At 70.6% G+C, this 18,701-nt stretch carries 18 protein-coding genes; 11 read left to right on the forward strand and 7 right to left on the reverse strand.

Translation table 11 applies throughout. The features are described from left to right. Positions 1–67 precede the first annotated feature (67 nt). From mvk to AB0H54_RS13750, 8 genes are read left to right on the forward strand one after another with little or no spacing between them, the layout of a single operon-like run. Positions 68–1,108: a mevalonate kinase gene (gene mvk, locus AB0H54_RS13715; RefSeq protein WP_357345487.1), complete on the forward strand. Its 1,041-nt coding sequence runs from the start codon at positions 68–70 to the stop codon at positions 1,106–1,108. After that, entirely contained in the window at positions 1,105–2,157 is a 1,053-nt protein-coding gene (gene mvaD / locus AB0H54_RS13720) for a diphosphomevalonate decarboxylase (protein ID WP_357345489.1), read from the forward strand. Before mvk ends, mvaD begins: the two co-directional genes overlap by 4 nt. Continuing rightward, positions 2,154–3,248 carry a phosphomevalonate kinase gene (locus AB0H54_RS13725; RefSeq protein ID WP_357345491.1) on the forward strand — a complete coding sequence of 365 codons (1,095 nt, stop codon included), beginning with the start codon at positions 2,154–2,156 and terminating at the stop codon, positions 3,246–3,248. The genes mvaD and AB0H54_RS13725 overlap by 4 nt, the downstream gene beginning before the upstream one ends. After that, positions 3,245–4,342, forward strand: coding sequence for a type 2 isopentenyl-diphosphate Delta-isomerase (gene fni, locus AB0H54_RS13730; RefSeq protein WP_357345493.1), 1,098 nt, complete (start codon positions 3,245–3,247; stop codon positions 4,340–4,342). Before AB0H54_RS13725 ends, fni begins: the two co-directional genes overlap by 4 nt. Beyond that, entirely contained in the window at positions 4,335–5,393 is a 1,059-nt protein-coding gene (locus AB0H54_RS13735) for a hydroxymethylglutaryl-CoA reductase (RefSeq protein ID WP_357345495.1), read from the forward strand. Before fni ends, AB0H54_RS13735 begins: the two co-directional genes overlap by 8 nt. Next, positions 5,390–6,562 (forward strand): hydroxymethylglutaryl-CoA synthase, encoded by a 1,173-nt coding sequence (locus tag AB0H54_RS13740; protein ID WP_357345497.1) that lies wholly within the window; start codon positions 5,390–5,392, stop codon positions 6,560–6,562. The genes AB0H54_RS13735 and AB0H54_RS13740 overlap by 4 nt, the downstream gene beginning before the upstream one ends. Positions 6,563–6,571: 9 nt before the next feature. After that, complete coding sequence (locus AB0H54_RS13745) at positions 6,572–8,095, forward strand: NAD(P)/FAD-dependent oxidoreductase (protein ID WP_357345499.1); 1,524 nt, start codon at positions 6,572–6,574, stop codon at positions 8,093–8,095. Next, complete coding sequence (locus AB0H54_RS13750; RefSeq protein WP_357345501.1) at positions 8,092–9,570, forward strand: NAD(P)/FAD-dependent oxidoreductase; 1,479 nt, start codon at positions 8,092–8,094, stop codon at positions 9,568–9,570. Before AB0H54_RS13745 ends, AB0H54_RS13750 begins: the two co-directional genes overlap by 4 nt. A 492-nt stretch (positions 9,571–10,062) precedes the next feature. Here AB0H54_RS13750 and AB0H54_RS13755 read toward each other — a convergent pair whose 3' ends face one another. From AB0H54_RS13755 to mftR, 6 genes are all read right to left on the reverse strand, one after another. Further along, positions 10,063–12,393 carry a SpoIIE family protein phosphatase gene (locus AB0H54_RS13755; protein ID WP_357345503.1) on the reverse strand — a complete coding sequence of 777 codons (2,331 nt, stop codon included), beginning with the start codon at positions 12,391–12,393 and terminating at the stop codon, positions 10,063–10,065. A 10-nt stretch (positions 12,394–12,403) separates the two neighbouring features. Then, positions 12,404–13,027: a stage II sporulation protein M gene (locus AB0H54_RS13760; RefSeq protein ID WP_355275602.1), complete on the reverse strand. Its 624-nt coding sequence runs from the start codon at positions 13,025–13,027 to the stop codon at positions 12,404–12,406. Beyond that, on the reverse strand, positions 13,020–13,433 hold the full coding sequence (locus AB0H54_RS13765) for an ATP-binding protein (RefSeq protein WP_355276000.1): 414 nt from the start codon (positions 13,431–13,433) through the stop codon (positions 13,020–13,022). Before AB0H54_RS13765 ends, AB0H54_RS13760 begins: the two co-directional genes overlap by 8 nt. Continuing rightward, the gene (locus AB0H54_RS13770) at positions 13,423–13,806 is read right to left on the reverse strand and encodes an STAS domain-containing protein (RefSeq protein WP_218719716.1); all 384 of its coding nucleotides are present in this window, start codon (positions 13,804–13,806) and stop codon (positions 13,423–13,425) included. Before AB0H54_RS13770 ends, AB0H54_RS13765 begins: the two co-directional genes overlap by 11 nt. 10 nt (positions 13,807–13,816) lie before the next feature. Beyond that, positions 13,817–14,722: an STAS domain-containing protein gene (locus tag AB0H54_RS13775; RefSeq protein ID WP_218719715.1), complete on the reverse strand. Its 906-nt coding sequence runs from the start codon at positions 14,720–14,722 to the stop codon at positions 13,817–13,819. 118 nt (positions 14,723–14,840) lie between these two features. Continuing rightward, a complete protein-coding gene (gene mftR, locus AB0H54_RS13780; protein ID WP_355275599.1) occupies positions 14,841–15,440 on the reverse strand; it encodes a mycofactocin system transcriptional regulator in 600 nt (199 codons plus the stop codon). 64 nt (positions 15,441–15,504) lie between these two features. Between mftR and mftE the strand changes: the two genes are divergently transcribed. The 3 genes from mftE to AB0H54_RS13795 all read left to right on the forward strand — a co-directional run bounded on the left by mftE (position 15,505) and on the right by AB0H54_RS13795 (position 18,071). Further along, positions 15,505–16,209: a mycofactocin biosynthesis peptidyl-dipeptidase MftE gene (mftE, locus tag AB0H54_RS13785; protein WP_357345506.1), complete on the forward strand. Its 705-nt coding sequence runs from the start codon at positions 15,505–15,507 to the stop codon at positions 16,207–16,209. Next, positions 16,206–17,423: a pre-mycofactocin synthase MftD gene (mftD, locus tag AB0H54_RS13790; protein ID WP_355275596.1), complete on the forward strand. Its 1,218-nt coding sequence runs from the start codon at positions 16,206–16,208 to the stop codon at positions 17,421–17,423. The genes mftE and mftD overlap by 4 nt, the downstream gene beginning before the upstream one ends. Positions 17,424–17,585: 162 nt before the next feature. Then, positions 17,586–18,071 (forward strand): hypothetical protein, encoded by a 486-nt coding sequence (locus AB0H54_RS13795; protein ID WP_357345508.1) that lies wholly within the window; start codon positions 17,586–17,588, stop codon positions 18,069–18,071. 3 nt (positions 18,072–18,074) lie between these two features. Here AB0H54_RS13795 and AB0H54_RS13800 read toward each other — a convergent pair whose 3' ends face one another. Then, positions 18,075–18,605: a MarR family winged helix-turn-helix transcriptional regulator gene (locus AB0H54_RS13800; protein WP_357345510.1), complete on the reverse strand. Its 531-nt coding sequence runs from the start codon at positions 18,603–18,605 to the stop codon at positions 18,075–18,077. Between the last annotated feature and the right edge of the window lie 96 nt (positions 18,606–18,701).

Here is an 18,701-nt window from a genome sequence, read left to right on the forward strand (position 1 = left end):
CCCAGCGCGTTTCCCCTCGGGGTGACGCGCCGGGCGGGCCCGGCCCGAGTTCGGGAGAGGAATCGACGTGAACGGTCATCCTGTTCGAGAGCGCATCAGACACAACTCCACCGACCCGGGCCCCGTCGCCGGCGTCGGCCACTCCTACGCCAAGGCGATCCTGCTCGGCGAGCACACCGTCGTCCACGGCACTCCCGCCATCGCGTTCCCCCTGCCCGCGCTGCCGGTGCGCGCCGTCGCCCGGCCCGCGTTCGCGGGTACCGAAGCCGATGTTCTCGCCGCGGGCCACTTCCGTTTCCGCACCGGTGAAGCGGGGTCCGCGTCCGGACCGCGCGTCGCGGTCGAGGAAGCGCTGCGGCGCTGGGGACTCGCCGACGACATCGTCGATGTCGTTGTCGAGTGCGACATTCCGCTGGCCCGCGGCCTGGGTTCCAGTGCCGCGTGCGCGGGCGCCGCAGTGCGCGCGGTCGCCGAGCTGTACGGCCGCGCGGTCGCTCCCGGCACGCTCTACGAGTTGGTGCAGTGTGGCGAGCAGGTCGCGCACGGCCGGGCCAGTGGCATCGACGCGAGCGCCGTGCTGGCGAGCGGGCCGATCTGGTTCCACGAGGGCACGGCCCGGCCGATGACGGTCGGACTGGACGCCGCGCTGGTGATCGCCGACACCGGGGTGCCGGGGTCGACCCAGCACGCCGTCGCGGGCGTGCGCCGGGTCCTGGACCGAGACCGTGCGGCCGCCGATCGGCTGCTGGCCGAGGCCACCGATCTGATCACGGCGGCCGCGACCGACCTGTCGGGCGGACACGCCGCCGCGCTGGGCACGACGATGCTGGCGTTCCAGCGTCTGCTCACCGAACTCGGGGTCAGCACACCGCATATCGACACCCTGGTGACCGCGGCGCTGGACGCGGGCGCGTACGGCGCCAAACTCACCGGCGCGGGCCTCGGCGGCTGCGTCCTCGCCCTCACCGCGACCGATCTCGCGCCCGCGGTCGGCACCGCGCTGCGCCGGGCGGGCGCGGTGCGGACCTGGACGGTCCCCACCGCGAGCCTGCGCTCGGACGCCCTGTCCCTATCCGCCTCGAGACCGGAACGCGAAACCCACCGATGACACCCACTTCCGCAGTCCCCGTCGCCGCCGCAGGGCCGGGCGAGCCCGTCCGCGATGGCGCGGCCGTCGCGGTCGCGTACCCGAACATCGCCCTGGTCAAGTACTGGGGCAAGCGCGACGAGACGCTGTTCCTCCCCGTCACGGGGAGCCTGTCGATGACACTCGACATCTTCCCGACGACCACCTCGGTGCGGCTGATCGACGGTCCGGCCGACACGGTCGAGCTCAACGAGGCCGCCGCCACCGGCACCGCCCTGTCCCGCGTCGAGACCTTCCTCGACCTGGTCCGCGCGCTGGCGGGCCGCGACGAGCGCGCCGCGGTGGTGACCGGCAATGCCGGCCCCACTGGCGCCGGCCTGGCCTCCTCGGCGAGTGGGTTCGCCGCGCTGGCCACCGCCGCGGCCGCCGCCTACGGACTCGACCTGGACGGTCGCGCCCTGTCCCGGCTGGCCCGCCGCGGTTCCGGATCGGCCTCGCGCTCGATCTTCGGCGGCTTCGTCGTGTGGCACGCGGGCGAGGGCGACGGCGAGGCGGGCGACCTGAGCTCCTACGCCGAGCCGATCGGCGGCGACGACCTCGACCCGGCGCTGGTCGTCGGCGTCGTCGAGGCGGGCGCCAAGGCGGTGTCGAGCCGGGTGGCCATGCGGCAGACCACCGAGACCTCGCCGTTCTACCGCCCGTGGGCCGAGTCCTCGGTCCTCGATCTCGCCCAGATGCGCGACGCGGTCGCGCGCCGGGATCTCCCGGCGATCGGGGAGATCGCCGAGCGCAACGCCCTCGGCATGCACGCCACCATGCTCACCGCGCGACCCGGGATTCGCTATCTGTCACCGCATTCGGTCGCCATCCTGGACGCGGTGCTCGCGCTGCGCGCCGACGGCATCGCCGCCTACGCGACGATCGACGCGGGCCCGAATGTGAAGGTGCTCTGCACCCGCGCCGACGCGCCCGTCGTCGCGGCCACCCTCGAAGGACTCGGTGACTTCGTCACCACCCGGACCGCGCACATCGGTCCGGGTGCCCGGCTGATCGGGGGCGACGACCGGTGATCAGTTGTCGCGCTCCGGGCAAACTCTTCATCGCGGGGGAGTACGCCGTCGTCGAGCCAGGGCATCTCGCGGTGCTCACGGCCGTCGACCGCTACGCGACCGCCACGGTGACCGGGGCGTCCGCCGGGACGGCCACGACGCTGCACTCGGATCTGGACGGCGGTGTCTCGCTCACCCTGGGCCGCGACGGTGACCGTCTGGTCCCGGCGACGCCCGATGCCACCGTGCCCGCCGCGTTCGCGTATGTCTTCGCGGCCGCGTCGGTCCTCGACCGGCTCCGCGCCGAACGTGGAATCGATTCCGGCGCTTACACATTGACGGTTTCCGCCGATCTCGGTGACGCCGACGGTCGCAAGTACGGCCTCGGGTCGAGCGCGGCAGTGACGGTCGCGACCGTCGCCGCCCTCGGTCGCTTCCACGGGCTCGAACTCACCGCGATGGACCGGTACCGGCTGGCCGTGCTCGCCACGATCGCGGTCAACCCCCGCGCCTCCTGCGGCGATGTCGCCGTGAGTACGTGGGGCGGCTGGCTGGCCTACGGTTCGCCCGACCGCGCGGTGGTCGCCGCGACGGCCGCCGCAGACGGCATCGACGCCGCCCTGCGCGCCACCTGGCCCGGCCTGTCGATCCGCCCGCTGCCGACCCCGACCGGACTCGACCTGCGGGTCGGCTGGACCGGAAATCCCGCCTCCACACCGGCATTGGTCGGTGCGGCGAGCCGGACGAAGGGCGACCGCACCGTCTTCAACGCGCGCAGCAACGAGTGCGTGACCCGCCTGCGCACCGCGATCGAAGCCGACGACTCGGCCGGTGTCGGCAGCGAGATCGACCGTGCCAGGGAACTCCTGCTCGACCTCGACGCGAGCGCCGGGCTCGGCATCATGACGCCGCGCCTGCGCGCGCTGTGCGCGGCGGGCGCCGCCGTCGGCGCGGCCGCCAAGCCGTCCGGCGCGGGTGGTGGCGACTGCGGGATCGCGCTCGTCGACCGCGCCCGCCCGGCCGCGAGCACCGAACTGACCGACCGTTGGGTCGCCGCCGGCATCCGGCCGCTGCCGTTGCGGACCCACCCGTTCGAAGGGGACACCGCATGATCGCCGATCGCAAGGACGACCACGTTCGCCACGCGGTGAACCAGCGCCGCGCCGACACCGGCGCCAACGACTTCGACGACGTCACCTTCGTCCACCACGCGCTGGCCGGGATCGACAGCCAGGATGTCTCGCTGGCCGTCGACATCGCCGGAAAGCAGTGGGACACACCGCTCTACGTCAACGCGATGACCGGCGGCAGCGTCAACACCGGCGAGATCAACCGCAAGCTTGCCATCGCCGCCCGCGAGACCGGCCTGCCCATCGCCACCGGGTCGATGAGCGCCTACTTCCGCGACCCCGAGGTCGCGGGCACCTATCGCGTGCTGCGCGAGGAGAATCCGCACGGCTTCGTGATGGCCAACGTCAACGCGACCGCCTCGCTGGATCAGGTGCGCCGCGCGATCGACCTGCTCGAGGCCGACGCGCTGCAGATCCACCTCAACACCGTCCAGGAAGTCGTGATGCCCGAGGGCGATCGGTCCTTCGGCGCGTGGCCCCGGCAGATCGAGCACATCACCGCCCATGTCCCGGTCCCGGTGATCGTGAAAGAGGTGGGCTTCGGGCTCAGCAGGCAGACCGTGGCCTGGCTGCGCGATGCCGGTGTCTCGGTGGCCGATGTCGGCGGCCGGGGCGGCACCAACTTCGCCCGCATCGAGAACGAGCGGCGCCCCGCCGCCGACTTCGCCTTCATCGAGAGCTGGGGGCAGTCCACCCCCACCTGCCTGCTCGACTGTTCCGGGATCGACGGCATCGATATCGCCGCGTCCGGCGGTATCCGGTCCCCGCTCGACATCGCCAGGGCGCTCGCGCTCGGCGCCGCCGCGACCGGGGTCGCCGGTGCCTTCCTGGACACCGTCGTGCGTCAGGACACCGACGCGCTCGTCGAGCAGATCCGTACCTGGCTCGACCAGTTGCGCCAGATCCTGACCGTGCTCGGCGCCCGCACCCCGGCCGACCTGGCCGGCTGCGACCTGCTGATCACCGGGGACGTGGCGGCGTTCTGCGCACTTCGCGGCATCGACGCGGCGTCCCTTGCCCACCGGAGTCCCTGGTGGCGCGAATCGAAAGATCGAGGAGGAGTCATCGATGAATGACATGTCGTACGCAGCGGTCCCGCTGCAGTGGGTGGGGCCCTTGCGCATCACGGGCAATGTCGTCGACGATGCCGTCGACGTGCCCCTGGCCACCTACGAAACGCCTCTGTGGCCCTCGGTCGGTCGTGGCGCGCGGATCTCCACCCTCACCGAGCGCGGCATCGTCTCCACGCTCGTCGACGAGCGGATGACCCGCTCGATCCTGCTCGAGGCCGACGACGCCTACACCGCGCTCACCGCGGTCCGGCAGCTGAAGGACCGCTTCGCCGAGCTGCAGGAGGTCGTCACCGGCAGCAGCCGCTTCGCCCGCCTGATCGACCTGAACCACCAGATCAACGGCAACCTGCTGTTCCTGCGGTTCGAGTTCAGCACCGGCGACGCGTCGGGCCACAACATGGCCACCCTGGCCAGCGACCACCTGATGGACCACATCCTGACCACGGTCGCCGGCGTGCGCTACGGCTCCATCTCGGGCAACTTCTGCACCGACAAGAAGGCCACCGCGGTCAACGGCATCCTCGGCCGCGGCAAGAACGTGGTGACCGAACTGCTGATCCCGCGCGAGGTGGTGCAGCAGCGCCTGCACACCACCGCGCGGCAGGTGGTGGAACTCAATATCCGCAAGAACCTGATCGGCACCCTGCTCGCGGGTGGAATCCGGTCCGCCAACGCGCATTACGCGAACATGCTGCTGGCGTTCTACCTGGCCACCGGGCAGGACGCCGCGAACATCGTCGAGGGCTCCCAGGGCGTCACCCACGCCGAGGACCGCGACGGTGACCTGTACTTCTCGTGCACGCTGCCCAACCTCATCGTCGGCACCGTCGGCAACGGCAAGCACGCGAGCTTCGTGGACGAGAACCTCGAACGTCTGGGCTGCCGGGAAGACCGGGAGCCCGGCGAGAACGCCCGCAGACTCGCCGTCATCGCGGCGGCGACCGTGCTGTGCGGCGAGCTGTCGCTGATGGCCGCGCAGACCAATCGCGGTGAATTGATGCGCGCCCACACCCAATTCGAGCGGTCCACCACGAGCAACGGAACACAACGATGAACACATCCTCGGTCGGCATCCACGACCTGTCCTTCGCGACCACCCACTACGCCCTCGACCACGCCGTGCTCGCCGAGCGGCTCGGCGTCGACCGTGACAAGTTCTACCTGGGCATCGGCCAGGAGAAGATGAGTGTCGCCGCGGCCGACGAGGACATCGTCACCATCGCCGCGGCCGCGGCCAAGCCCATCCTCGAGCGGCACGGCACCGACAACATCCGCACCGTGCTGCTGGCCACCGAGACCGGTGTCGACCAGTCCAAAGCCGCCGCGCTGTACCTGCATTCGCTGATCGGGCTGCCCAACGCCGCGCGGGTGGTCGAGCTCAAGCAGGCCTGCTACGGCGGCACCGCGGGCCTGCAGTTCGCCGCGGGTCTGATCGCGCGTGATCCGGCCCAGCGGGTGCTGGTCATCGCGGCCGACATCGCCAAGTACGACCTGGACTCCCCGGGCGAGCCGACCCAGGGCGCGGCCGCGGTGGCGATGCTGATCACCGCGAATCCGGCCATCCTGCAACTGGATCCGCATTCCGGGCTCTACAGCGCCGACATCATGGACTTCTGGCGCCCGAACTACCGCAGCGCCGCCATCGTGGACGGCAAGACCTCGGTCAACGCCTACCAGAAGGCCGCGCAGGAAGCCTGGACCGACTACCGGCGCCAGGGCGGCCGCGAGCTGTCGGAGTTCGCCGCGTTCTGCTACCACCAGCCCTTCACCAAGATGGCCTACAAGGCGCACCGCCACCTGCTGGAGAGCCAGGGCCACACCGCCGACGCCGCCGAGATCGAGGCCGCCATCGGCGACACCACCCGCTACAACCGCACGGTCGGCAACAGCTACACCGCCTCGCTCTACCTGGGCCTGGCCGCGCTGCTCGACTACGCCGACGACCTGACCGGACGGCCACTGGCCATGATCAGCTACGGCTCGGGCAGCGTCGCCGAATTCTTCAGCGGCACCGTGCAACCCGGCTACCGCGAGCACCTGCGGACCGAGGCGAACCGCGCCGCGATCGACTCGCGCGAACTGATCGGCTACGAGCACTACCGCGAGTTGCACGAGGCCACCTCGCCCAGCGACGGCGCCTACCACGCCATGCCGGAGGAGACCCGCCGTCCGTACCGGCTCGCCGCCGTCTCCGGCCACAAACGCATCTACGAATCCCGCTGAGGTCGCCCCATGAGCAGTAACAACACTTCCACGACCGTGGACGACCGGCCCGCCGGCGACACCACCCGCAGGCACGTTCAGGTCCTCATCGTCGGGAGCGGCCTGTCCGGGCTCGGCACGGCGATCCGGCTCAGCCAGCACGGGGTGACCGACTACCTGGTCATCGAGCGCGGCCCCGATGTGGGCGGCACCTGGCGCGACAACACCTATCCGGGCGCGGGCTGCGATGTGCCCTCGCACCTGTACTCGTACTCGTTCGCGCTGAATCCGGGCTGGTCCCGGTCGTTCTCGCCGCAGGCCGAGATCGAGCGGTACCTGCGCGAGGTGGCCGACCGGTACGGCGTGCGCGACAAGCACAAGTTCGACTGCGCGATGACCGCGGCGCGCTGGATCGACGCCGACGGCCGGTGGGAGGTCGACACCAGCGACGGTGCCTTCACCGCCGACTTCGTCGTGTCGGCGGCGGGCGTGCTCGCCGAGCCGAATCTGCCCGACATCAAGGGGATCTCGAGCTTCGAGGGCGAGATCTTCCACTCGGCGCGATGGAACCACGACGCGAGCCTGGCGGGCAAGAAGGTCGCCGTCATCGGCACCGGGTCCTCCGCCGTGCAGATCGTCCCGTCGATCGCGCCCGAGGTGGAGCGGCTGGATGTGTACCAGCGCACCGCGACCTGGGTGATGCCGCAGCTGAACCGGCCCTACCTGGCGCCGGAACGCTTCGCCTTCAAGCACGTGCCCGGCCTGCAACGGCTGATCCGCGCGCTGATCTACACCACGCGCGAACTGTTCGTGATCACCCAGGTGAAGTACCCGTGGACCGGCCTGCTGCTCGAGGCCGTCGGGCGGGTCAAGATGCGGCTCGAGATCCGCGACCCGGAGAAGCGGCGCAAGGTGCTGCCCACGCACCGCGTCGGCTGCAAGCGGATGCTGGTCTCGAACAAGTTCTACGGCGCGCTCGACCGCGACAACGTGGATCTGGTCACCGACGGCATCGCCGAGGTGCGTGCGCGCTCGATCGTCACCGAGGACGGCACCGAACGCGAGGTCGACGCCATCGTCCTGGCCACCGGGTTCCACGTGGCGGATTCGCCGACGTTCAACCTGTACACCGGTCGCGACGGCCGGACGGTGTCGGAGGCGGCCGACGCCGAGGGCTACCAGATGTACAAGGGCACCACGGTCGCCAACTTCCCGAACATGTTCTTCATGCTCGGCGCCAACTCCGGGCTGAACTACACCTCGCTGATCTACATCATCGAGTCGCAGATCAACTACATCGTCGACGCGATCAGCACCATGCGAGCGCGCGGTCTGCAGTCGTTCGAGGTGAAGGTGGACACCCAGCGCGCCTACAACAAGGCGCTCGAGCCGAAGATGGCCCGCACCGTGTGGGTCAACGGTGGCTGCACCAGCTGGTTCCTCGACAAGCACGGCAACAACTCCGCGCTGTGGCCGGACTTCAGCTTCCGGTACCGGAAGCTGGTGCGCCACTTCGACATCGAGGCCTACGACACCACGGCGTCGACGCGGTGACCGACACGCCTCGGCGCCACGTGCGGGTGGCGATCATCGGGGCCGGGTTCGCCGGGCTCGGCGTGGCCATGCGGCTGCGCCGGCTCGGGATCACCGACTTCGTCGTCTTCGAGCGCGCGGGCGACATCGGCGGCACCTGGCGGGACAACACCTATCCCGGCGCGGGTTGTGACGTGCCGTCGCAGCTGTATTCGTACTCGTTCGCGCCGAATCCGGACTGGACGCACTCGTTCTCGACCCAGCCGCAGATCCAGCGGTACGTCCAGGACACGGTCGACCGGGAAGGGGTGCGCGAGGCGATCCTGCTCGACTGCGAGGTGACCGACGCGCGCTGGAACCCGGCGGCGGCGCGCTGGGACATCCAGACCGCCCGGGGCGCGTTCACCGCCGACATCATGGTGTCGGCGGCGGGTCCGCTCAGCGCGCCGAAGCCGCCCGACATCAAGGGCATCAGCACGTTTCGCGGCGCGATGTTCCACTCCGCGCGCTGGGATCACGACGTCGACCTGACCGGCAAGCGGGTGGCGGTCGTCGGGACCGGCGCCTCGGCCATCCAGATCGTGCCCTCGATCGCGGAGCGGGTGGGCCGGCTCGAGGTGTACCAGCGCAGCGCGCCGTGGGTGCTCCCGCGCCTCGGTCATCGCTACACGCTGCCCGAACGCCTCTGGTACCGCCACGTTCCGGGGTCGCAGCGGCTGGCCCGCGCGGGGGTGTACTGGCTGCGTGAGTCGTTCGTGCTCTGGCAGTCGAAGTACCCGCCGCTGGCCGACATCTTCGCCGCCGGTGCCCGGCTGAAGCTGTGGTGGGTGATCCGGGACGCGGCGTTGCGCCGCAAGGTGACACCGAACTACCGGCTCGGCTGCAAGCGGATGCTGATCTCCAACGAGTACTACCCGGCTCTGGCGCGCCCGAACGTCGACGTGGTCACCGATGGGATCAAGGAGATCAGGGAGGGGTCGATCGTCGCGAACGACGGCACCGAACGCGAGGTCGACGCGATCGTGCTGGCGACCGGTTTCGAGATCACCGATTCGCCGACCTACGACCTGATCACCGGCCGGGACGGGCGCACGCTGGCGGAGGTGTTCGGCGCGGACGGGCTCAGCGTGTACAAGGGCACCACCATCGCGAACTTCCCGAACATGTTCCTGATGATCGGCCCGAACGCGGCACTGAGCTACACCTCGGCGGTGTTCACCATCGAATCGCAGATCAACTACATCGTCGACGCGATCACGACGATGGACGCGGCCGGGCTGCGCACGGTGGAGGTGCGCGCGCAGGCACAGACCGAGTACAACCGGGAGCTACAGACGAAATTCGCCGGCACCGTGTGGAACGCGGGGGACTGCACCAGCTGGTTCGTCGACGAGCTCGGGCGGCACTCCCGGCTCTGGCCGGACTTCAGCTTCCGCTTCGAGCGGATGCTGAAGACCTTCGATGTCGAGGCCTACGACACGACCGCGCGGACGTAGGACTCGCGGCGCACAGCTGATCCCGGGACGAGGTTGGGGGCGTCCCGGGATCGCTGCTGTGCTAGCCCGACAGCGTCTCGATCAGCGTGATGAAGATGTCGAGGAGGTCACCGAGAAAACCGGAAAACATGAATCTCTCCCTTCCGTCGGATGATCGGCCCGCAGGAGAACACAAAGCGGCGCAGCGCGCGGCTTCATCGATGTTGTGCAGAATGGGCGGTAGGCCCGTACTCCGGACTGCGGGAAGATCGCTGGAATATCCGGGATCACACCAGGCGCGGTGTGGAAATGCATCCACACCGTAGCAAACCAGGATTTGTGCGGACAAGGATTTGTCGGCGCACGGAAGAATCGTTATAGGGGTTTCGAACCACCAGGTCACGGCGGGTATTCGCGGCTATTCGGTGGTGTCGGGGGAAGGGATTCGCCCGCCGTTCTCCGTGGCTGCCCGAGTGACCGCGACGGCGGCCGACACGGCGCGACCGCGGGCCGTTATCGGAATGTATTGTTGGCCGCCTGCCCCGCTGGCCGGGTGGATCCGCGCAGCGGATTCGCGGTGGGAAAGGTGATCGACGGGAGCGTGACCCACATGCGGACGCGCGTCCCCTTCTCGTCGTGGCCGAATTCCAGGTCCTCGGTGAGCACCCGCATCATCTCCACGCCGCGCCCGCGGAAGCCGGGATCGGTCGGGGTGGGGACCCAGCGGCCCGAATCGGTGACCTCGATGACCACCCGGTCGCCCTCACACGTGGCGGTGAGCGTGACCCGGCCGGGCTCGGCATCGCGGTAGGCGTGCTCGACGCTGTTGCTGCACGCCTCGTTGGCGGCCGCGACGAGGTCGGCGGCCAGATCGTGCGGGACCGCGGCGGTGGCGAACCAGCGGTAGAGGTTGCGCCGCAGCCCGGTCAATTCCGCTGCGGCGGCGGGGATGTCGAGGTGCAGCGGTTCCGGCGGCTGGCGGTAGACGACCATGGCGACGTCGTCGTCGTAGCCCGCGGGCGGACACAGCCGCGACAGCACGGCGTCGGCGACGTCACGGGGCAGCGCGGCGCCGGTCTCGCTGAGCACCCCGGCGATTTTGACGAAGCCCTCTTCGATGTCGTACCCGCGCTGTTCGACCAGGCCGTCGGTGAACAGCACCAGCGTCGCGCCCGGCGGCAATGCCGTGGTGGCCTCGGGCCTGCGCGGGGTGTCGAAGGTGGCCAGCGGCACCGCCCTTCCGCCTTCGAGCACCCGGCCGGTGCCCCCGGGCGGTGCCAGGATGGGCGGCATGTGACCGGCGTTGGAGTAGCGGACCATGCCGCGCTCGGGATCGAGGACCGCCGCGCACACCGTGGTGCACATGGCGCCGGGAATCCGGGCGGCGACGGCGTCGAGCTCGGCCAGCAGCTGCGCCGGGCCCGCGCCGCGCAGCAGCAATGCCCGTGCGGCCGTGCGCAATTGGCCCATCACGACGGCGGCCGAGAGGCCACGGCCGACACAGTCGCCGACCACGACGCCGATGGTGCCGTCGCGCAGCGGCACCACGTCGTACCAGTCGCCACCGATCTCGAGCGGTGGCAGCGCCGGCTCGTAGTGCACCGAGAACCGCGGCGGCAGCTCGATCGGGCCGAGCATCGCGCGCTGCAGGGTGAGCGAGGTCGCGCGGGCCTGATCGAAGTTGCGGGCGCGCTGCAGCGCGACGCTGAGATGGCCGACCAGCAGCGAATACAGCGCCCAGTCCGCGGCGCTGATCGCGCGCGGCGCCCCGAAGCGCACCCACAGGGCCGCGTCGCCGGTCTCGCCGAGCGGCGCGACCACGGCGTCCACGCCGCCGTCCTCGCCGGTGATGGCGGACAGGCCGCGGGCGGGCTGCCTGCGGGCCCGGTCGACCAGGGCGCGGACCTCCTCGTCGAGGACGACCCGGCCCGTCGGTCCCGACACCGGCTCGGCGACGAAGTGCGGTGCGCCCTCGGTGACTTCCGGTGCGCCGGCGGGCGGTTCGCCACAGGAGTACACGTCCGGCTGCCCGGTCCGGCTCGGCCAGACCGCGACCAGCGCGGTCCGCGCGCCCATCGTCCGGCGCAACTCGTCGAGCCCGACCTCGAGCACCTCCACCATGCTGGTGGCCGCGCCGACGGCGGTCGCCAGCCGCGAGGCCGCCTGATCGCGGGCCTGCGCGTCGTGTTCGGCGGTCACGTCGCGCACGGTGCCGACGAAGATCTCCTCGTTGTCCTCCTGCTTCACCAGCGAGCTCGCGCTCACCGCCAGCCAGCGTTCGCGACCGTCGCGATGCCGCACCGGCATCACGAAACGAGATGCCTCCGTACCGATCTGGGGGTAGCCCGCCCGATCCGACAGGGCCCACGGATGCGGCACCGGATAGGGGACCGCGTCCGCGCCGTAGCCGGTGAGCACGCCGAAGGCGGAGTTCACCTCGACGATGGTGCCGTGGTCGTCGGCGACGAAGAACCCGTCCTGCAGCGACTCGACCAGCGCGGTGCGAAACGCGTCGCGACCGGCGAGATCCTCGGCGCGCGAACGCTGTTGCTCGTAGCGGCGGGTGCCGTCGAGATAGCCGCGGGTGGCGATGTCGAGCGCGGCCATCGTCTGCAGCAGGAACTCCAGCGCCACCTCGGCGCTGCGCGAATCCGCCGCCTCGTCGGTGAACGCGGCGACCGCGCGGAAGTGGTTCTCGGTGAGGTCGAGCAGGCTGATGCCCTCGACGAGGGCCCGCCTGCCGAGGTCGTAGCCCTCGGTGAGGCCCGCCTGGCCGGGCGCGGCGACGTGGCGGCGCAGGGCAGCCGAGTAGTCGTCGAGAAATGCGGCCAGGACAGCGCTCATCGGCAACCTCTCATGGACAGGCTCCACGGAAACGAGCCGCGAGGACCAGGGCGTCGTCGGTGTCCTTGGCGTCGCGCGCGAGCAGGTCGCCCGCGATCTGGGTGGCCGGACGGGCCAGATCGATCGACTCCGGGCCCACCGCGACGATCCCGTCGGTGGCCATCAGCAGCAGGTCACCCGGCCGGATCGGCAGGGTCTGGGGTTGCAGGTGCGAGGGCAGCCGGTAGCCGACGATGCCGCCGGTGAGCAGCATCGTCGCGCGTAGCTCCGGACCGGCCGGGCCGAGCGTCAGCAGGCGCGACTCGACATTGCCGACCCCGAGCCACTGCAGGGTCTCGCCCGGACCCATCAGCGCCAGCGAGACCGCGGCGCCGCGGGTTTCGACCATCGCGCGATGACACAGCACCATCAGCACGTCCAGCGGTTCGCCGCGGTTCTCGGACAGGATGACCATCGCGCGATCGGCGGCGTCGGCCGCGGCCGCGCCGTGCCCGAGGCCGTCGAGGACACCGAACAGGGCACCGCCGTCACCGGTGTCGAGGATGACCGCGCGATCGCCGGAGACGTCCTGCCCGGGCAGTGCCCGACCGGCCGTCGACCATTCCGTGCGGCCGATGATCCCGTCTTCATGCACCGTCGGGTACCCACTTCCACATCTCGATCAACGTCCCGCGGCCGGGGGCGGAATCGATGGTGAGGCCGTCCATCAGCCTGCGCGCGCCGGGCAGGCCCAGCCCGAGTCCGCGGCCGGTGGAATAGCCGTCCTCCAGGGCGCGCGCGATATCGCGGATGCCCGGTCCCTGGTCTTCCGCCTGTACGACGAGGGAACGTCGGCCGTCGCGCAGGTCGACGAGCAACCGGATCTCGCCGCTGCCCGCGTAGCTGGTGATGTTGCGCGCGATCTCCGAGATCGCGGTGGAGATCATGGTCCGGTCGGTGAGGGTGAAACCCAGGGCCGCGGCCAGCTCGTGTCCGGCCTGGCGTGCGGTGACGATGTCTTCGGAGACTTTGACCGCGATGGCCACCTGCTCAGCGGCCACTGTCACGACCGTCTCGTCGCCTGCTCGGCAGACGGTTCAGCCAGGCCAGGCCTTCCTCCAGGTCCAGCGCGGTGTGCATGTCCTCGAAGGTCAGGCCCAGCTGGACCATCGCGAACGCGACTTCGGGCTGGAGCCCGACGATGACGGTTTCGGCCCCGCGCAGCTGGGTCATGTGCGCGATGGTGCGCAGTGAGCGCGCGGCGAAGGAGTCCATCACGTCGATCGCGGTGACGTCGACGACGATGCCGGTAGCCCGATAGCGGCTGACCTGCTTCATGAGGTCGTCCTGGAGCCGCTCGGTGTCGCTGTCGGTCAGGGCCGACTGCACCGAAGCGATCAGGAACGTGCCCTGTTTGAGAATGGGTACCGGCATGGTGGCTAGCTCAGCGTCCGTCTCGTTCGCTCAGGCGCTCGGTGACCCGGGAGACCTCGTACCCGAGCAGGCGCTCGGCCTCTTCGATACCGCCCTGCAGGTCGCCGACCGCGTTCATCTTCGACAGGTCGAGGCCGATGGTCACCAGCGTGAGCGCGATCTCCGAGGACAGGCCGGTGATGATGACGTTGGCGCCCATCAGGCCCGAGGCGTCGACGGTCTGCACGAGGTGGTTGGCCACCACGGAGTCGATCGCGGGCACACCGGTGATGTCGATGACGACGACCTTGGCGCGGTTGGCGCGGATGGCGCGCAGCAGCTGCTCGGTGAGCTGACGGGCGCGCTGGGAGTCGAGCACACCGATGATCGGCAGGATGAGCAGCTGCTCGCGCACCTGGAGCACCGGGGTGGACAGCTCGCGGATGGCTTCCTGCTGCTGGCGGATGACGCGCTCGCGCTCCTGCACGAACGAGATGGCCACGGTGCTGGCGATGCGGTTGGCGGCCGGTTCGTAGGCGTCGAGGACCTGGTTGAGCAGGTCGAAATCGGCCTGGTACTTCTCGAACAGTGAGCGGGCGAGCACGTCGCGCAGCAGCAGCACGATACCGAGGACCTCGTCGGTCTCGACGCCTCGCGGAATGATGCGCTCGGACAGGTCGCGCGCGTAGGCCTGCAGGGCCTCGACGCTACCGGTGACGAGCACCTCGACGTAGTTGTCGTACATCGACGTGGCCTCGGAGAAGATCTCCTCCGGGGTCATGGCCGTCAGCAGCTCGGCCTCGGTGATGCGACGTGCCCACTCCTCGCGCAGTCCGGTGCGGTTCTGCCGGAGGTGCTCGACCAGTTGCGGCAGCAAGTTGTCTACCGGGCGCGCCGGCAGCGAATCCGCCGAAAGACTCATGGACACCTCGGACATGGAAACTCCTGCCCCTTTCGACGGGCTTTCTCTGGTGCGCACCGCGCGCTTGGCTCGAGCCTACTCATACCCCATCCCGGATGCCGCCCAAACGTGTGGGTTGCTCGGCGGGCGCTGGCTACTCCGGGGCGAACCCTCGTTCCAGCGCCCGCAGCGCGCGGTCCAGGTAGCTCGTCAGATCGGTGTCGCCGCGTTCGAGCCAGGCGTCGAACGCGGCCCGCGCGGCCGCGAGGGTGGTGCGGCCGACGGCCAGCGGGACCAGGTCACCGGCGGTGGTGCCGAGGCGGCGGGCGGCGAACTCACCGACCGCGCGTTCCCAGGCGTCGTAGTGCGCGCCCGCGCCCGCCGAGAGCGCGGGCACCCCGGAGACCAGCCGCATCCTGGTGCGCAGCTCGGGGATGTCCTCGGCGCGATATCTGTTGGCCGCCACCACGATTCGGCGCACCGCCGCCATCATCGGCTCGTCGTCGGGGACCGCGGCGAACGCGTCGCGCAGATCGGCGACCTCGTTGTCGAACTGGTGCCAGAGCACCTCGCCCTTGCTGGGGAAATACCGGAAGAACGTGCGTTCGCTGACGCCGGCCTCGGCCGCGATGCGCTCGACGGTGATGTCGTCGAAGCCGTGCTCGGCGAACAACTTCATCGCGATGACTTCGAGTTCGCGGCGCGTGGTGCGCGGCGGGCGACCGCGATGAGCGCGCGGAGACGGGGCGGACATGGATACAGAGTAGGGAATCCCGGGGCCCTTGATTATGTCAGTGACTGTCGTTAATCTCGGGATCATGTTCGTGGCCCACCTCACATGGCCCGAGGCGGGCACATGTGCCGCCGCGGGGGTGATCCTGGTCATCCCGCTCGGTGCCACCGAGCAACACGGCCCCCACCTGCCCCTGTCCACCGATACCGACATCGCCGCCGCCGTCTGCGCGCGGGTCGCCGCCGAGCGGTCCGACGTGCTGGTCGCCCCGCCGGTGCCCTACGGCGCCAGCGGCGAGCACGCGGGCTTCGCGGGCACCCTGTCGATCGGGCAGGCCGCGCTGGAACTGCTCGTCGTCGAGCTGTGCCGGTCGGCCACCGACACCTTCGACCGGATCGTGCTGGTCAACGGGCACGGCGGCAATGTCGAGGCGCTGCGGCGCGCGGTCACCCTGCTGCGCGCGGAGTCGCGCGACGTGCGCCTGTTCTCGCCCGGGTACGGCGGCGACCCACACGCGGGCCGCGCCGAGACCTCGATCCAGCTCGCGCTGGCGCCCGACCTGGTGCGCGCCGAGCTGGCCGAACCGGGGGACCGGCGCCCGCTGGCCGAGCTGCTGCCGCTGCTGCGCGCCGGCGGTGTGCGGGCGGTGAGCCCCAACGGAATTCTCGGTGACCCCACCGGGTCGAGCGCAGGCGAAGGCGCCGCGCTGCTGAACGCGGCAACCACCGCACTGCTGACCGACCTGGGCCGCTGGTGGCCCCAGGTTCCTGAGGAAGGATCACGTCGATGAATCCCTGGTTCGAGACCGTCGCCGAGGCGCAGCGCCGCGCCCGCAAGCGCCTGCCGAAATCGGTGTACGGGGCGCTGATCGCGGGCTCCGAACGCGGCCAGACCATCGAGGACAACCAGACCGCGTTCACCGAACTCGGCTTCGCCCCGCACTGCGCCGGCCCGATCGGCGAGCGCGACCAGTCGACCACCGTGCTCGGCCAGCAGGTCTCGATGCCGGTGCTGATCTCGCCCACCGGCGTGCAGGCGGTGCACCCCGACGGTGAGGTCGCCGTGGCCAGGGCGGCGGCCGCGCGCGGCATCGCCATGGGCCTGAGCTCGTTCGCGAGCAAGCCGATCGAAGAGGTCGTCGCGGCCAACCCGTCGACGCTGTTCCAGCTGTACTGGTGTGGCAACAAGGACCAGATCCTGGAGCGGATGGCCAGGGCGAAGGCGGCCGGCGCGGTCGGGCTCATCCTGACCCTGGACTGGTCGTTCTCGCACGGTCGCGACTGGGGCAGCCCGGTGATCCCGGAGTCGCTGAACCTGCGCACGATGATGAAGTTCGCGCCGCAGACCCTGGCGCGCCCGCGCTGGCTCGCCACCTACCTGCGCTCCGGCTCGATTCCCGACCTCACCGCGCCCAACATGGCCGTCGGCGGCGGCGCCGCGCCGGGCTTCTTCGGCGCCTACGGCGAATGGATGCAGACCCCGGCGCCCGACTGGGACGACGTCGCCTGGATCTGTGCGAACTGGGACGGCCCGGTGCTGCTCAAGGGCGTCATGCGGGTCGACGACGCGCTGCGCGCGGTCGACGCGGGCGTGGCCGGCATCTCGGTGTCCAACCACGGCGGCAACAACCTCGACGGCACCCCGGCCGCCATCCGGGCGCTGCCGGTGCTCGCGGACGCGGTCGGTGACCAGATCGAGGTCGTCCTCGACGGTGGCATCCGCCGCGGTAGCGATGTGGTCAAGGCCGTGGCCCTCGGCGCCCGCGCGGTGCTGATCGGCCGCGCCTACCTGTGGGGCCTGGCCGCCAACGGCCAGGCGGGCGTGGAGAACGTGCTCGACATCCTGCGCGGTGGCATCGATTCGGCGCTGCTCGGCCTGCGCAAGACCTCGATCGCCGAGCTCGACCGCGGCGACATCATCGTGCCCGCCGGGTTCGAACGGGCCCTCGGTGTGCCCGCCGACCTCGAACGACCGCTCACCACAGCGGATCTCGTCCAGCAGTAGCGAGCACCACCGGCGGCGGACCTCGGCGATCGGCGAGGTCCGCCGCCGGTGTCGTTCGCGGGACGGGGCTCCCGGTACGCCGTTAGGATCGGCCGAGTCGTCGGAATCGAGGGGGAATTCGTGCGTGGGGGAGTACCGGGCGAGGGTCGGCGTGCCCGAATCATGAAGTCGCGCAGCGTGTCCTGCACCCTGCCCGCCGTGGTCGCGATGGCGCTGGTGTCGGCGGGCTGTGGCACCGACGCGCCCGCGCACCGCGCGGCGACCACCTCGGTGAAACCGCCGGTGACCAGCACGGTCCGGCCGACCACGACCGCGCGGCCGACCACGACGACCTCGGCTCGGCCCACCACCAGCGCCTCCGCGCAGCCGACCGCGGTGGGCATCTGCGTGGACACCACCTCCTCGACCCGGGTGGCCGATGGGCAGTGCGACACCACCGACAGCCGCTACGCCAATTTCTGGTACCAGCACACCGATACGCTGGTCTACCCCGCGATCGGGGCCGCCGTGGCGCTGGCCGCGGGCAGCTTCCTCCGGCCGTCCGGCAGCGGCGTCTACGACCGTGGCGTGCCGGAGGCGGGCGGCACGGTCCAGCGCGGCGGACTCGGCACCAGCCGTCCCGACTCCGGCGGCAGCTCCGGGTCGTAGCGCTCAGGCCGGGTCAGGGGCGGGCTCGGCGGCCATGGTGGCGGCGCTGCCCCGTCCGGTCGGATCGAATCCGCCTGCCGCGCTGCGATGGTGGTTGATCAGCACGTCGTAGATCTCGGCCAGGGCGGCCAGCTGGCCGCGGTCGAGCACGTCGATCATGTGCCGTCGCACGCTGCGCACGTGCGCCGGCGCGGCCGTGGTGAGCAGTTGCCCACCCGCGGTCGTCAGCCGGGCGACGGTGCGGCGCTGGTCGTGCGGCATCGTCTCCCTGATCACCAGCCCGCGCTTCTGCATGCGGGTGATCTGATGCGAGAGCCTGCTCTGCGACCATTCCAGCGCGCCGGCCAGATCGGCGAAGGTCAGGCGCTGTCCCGGCGCGTCGGCCAGGTACACGAGCACCGAGTACTCGACCCAGCTGAGGTCGGCCGCCCGGCCCGCGTCACGTCCGATCGCCGCGGCGATCAGGTCGCGGGTCCGCACGTAGCCCAGCCAGGCGCGCATTTCGACATCATCGAGCCACTGTGGATCGGTCACGATCGAGCTCCAGATTCTCCGGTGCAGGCTTCGGATTGGAACGGTGCACGCCCCGCCACCGTTCGGGTGAATGGGTAGCACCGTTTGGGTTGAACG

The sequence above is a fragment of the Nocardia sp. NPDC050718 genome (genome assembly GCF_040654235.1).
GTDB lineage: Bacteria > Actinomycetota > Actinomycetes > Mycobacteriales > Mycobacteriaceae > Nocardia.

Excerpts from the sequence above, each read along its gene's own strand:
- AB0H54_RS13745 (WP_357345499.1), top strand. The coding sequence starts at position 6,572 with ATGAGCAGTAACAACACTTCCACGACCGTGGACGACCGGCCCGCCGGC.
- AB0H54_RS13795 (WP_357345508.1), top strand. The coding sequence starts at position 17,586 with ATGAAGTCGCGCAGCGTGTCCTGCACCCTGCCCGCCGTGGTCGCGATG.
- AB0H54_RS13775 (WP_218719715.1), bottom strand. The coding sequence starts at position 14,722 with ATGTCCGAGGTGTCCATGAGTCTTTCGGCGGATTCGCTGCCGGCGCGC.
- AB0H54_RS13735 (WP_357345495.1), top strand. The coding sequence starts at position 4,335 with ATGAATGACATGTCGTACGCAGCGGTCCCGCTGCAGTGGGTGGGGCCC.
- mftD (WP_355275596.1), top strand. The coding sequence starts at position 16,206 with ATGAATCCCTGGTTCGAGACCGTCGCCGAGGCGCAGCGCCGCGCCCGC.
- fni (WP_357345493.1), top strand. The coding sequence starts at position 3,245 with ATGATCGCCGATCGCAAGGACGACCACGTTCGCCACGCGGTGAACCAG.
- AB0H54_RS13755 (WP_357345503.1), bottom strand. The coding sequence starts at position 12,393 with ATGAGCGCTGTCCTGGCCGCATTTCTCGACGACTACTCGGCTGCCCTG.
- mvaD (WP_357345489.1), top strand. The coding sequence starts at position 1,105 with ATGACACCCACTTCCGCAGTCCCCGTCGCCGCCGCAGGGCCGGGCGAG.
- mftE (WP_357345506.1), top strand. The coding sequence starts at position 15,505 with ATGTTCGTGGCCCACCTCACATGGCCCGAGGCGGGCACATGTGCCGCC.
- AB0H54_RS13740 (WP_357345497.1), top strand. The coding sequence starts at position 5,390 with ATGAACACATCCTCGGTCGGCATCCACGACCTGTCCTTCGCGACCACC.
- AB0H54_RS13770 (WP_218719716.1), bottom strand. The coding sequence starts at position 13,806 with ATGCCGGTACCCATTCTCAAACAGGGCACGTTCCTGATCGCTTCGGTG.
- mftR (WP_355275599.1), bottom strand. The coding sequence starts at position 15,440 with ATGTCCGCCCCGTCTCCGCGCGCTCATCGCGGTCGCCCGCCGCGCACC.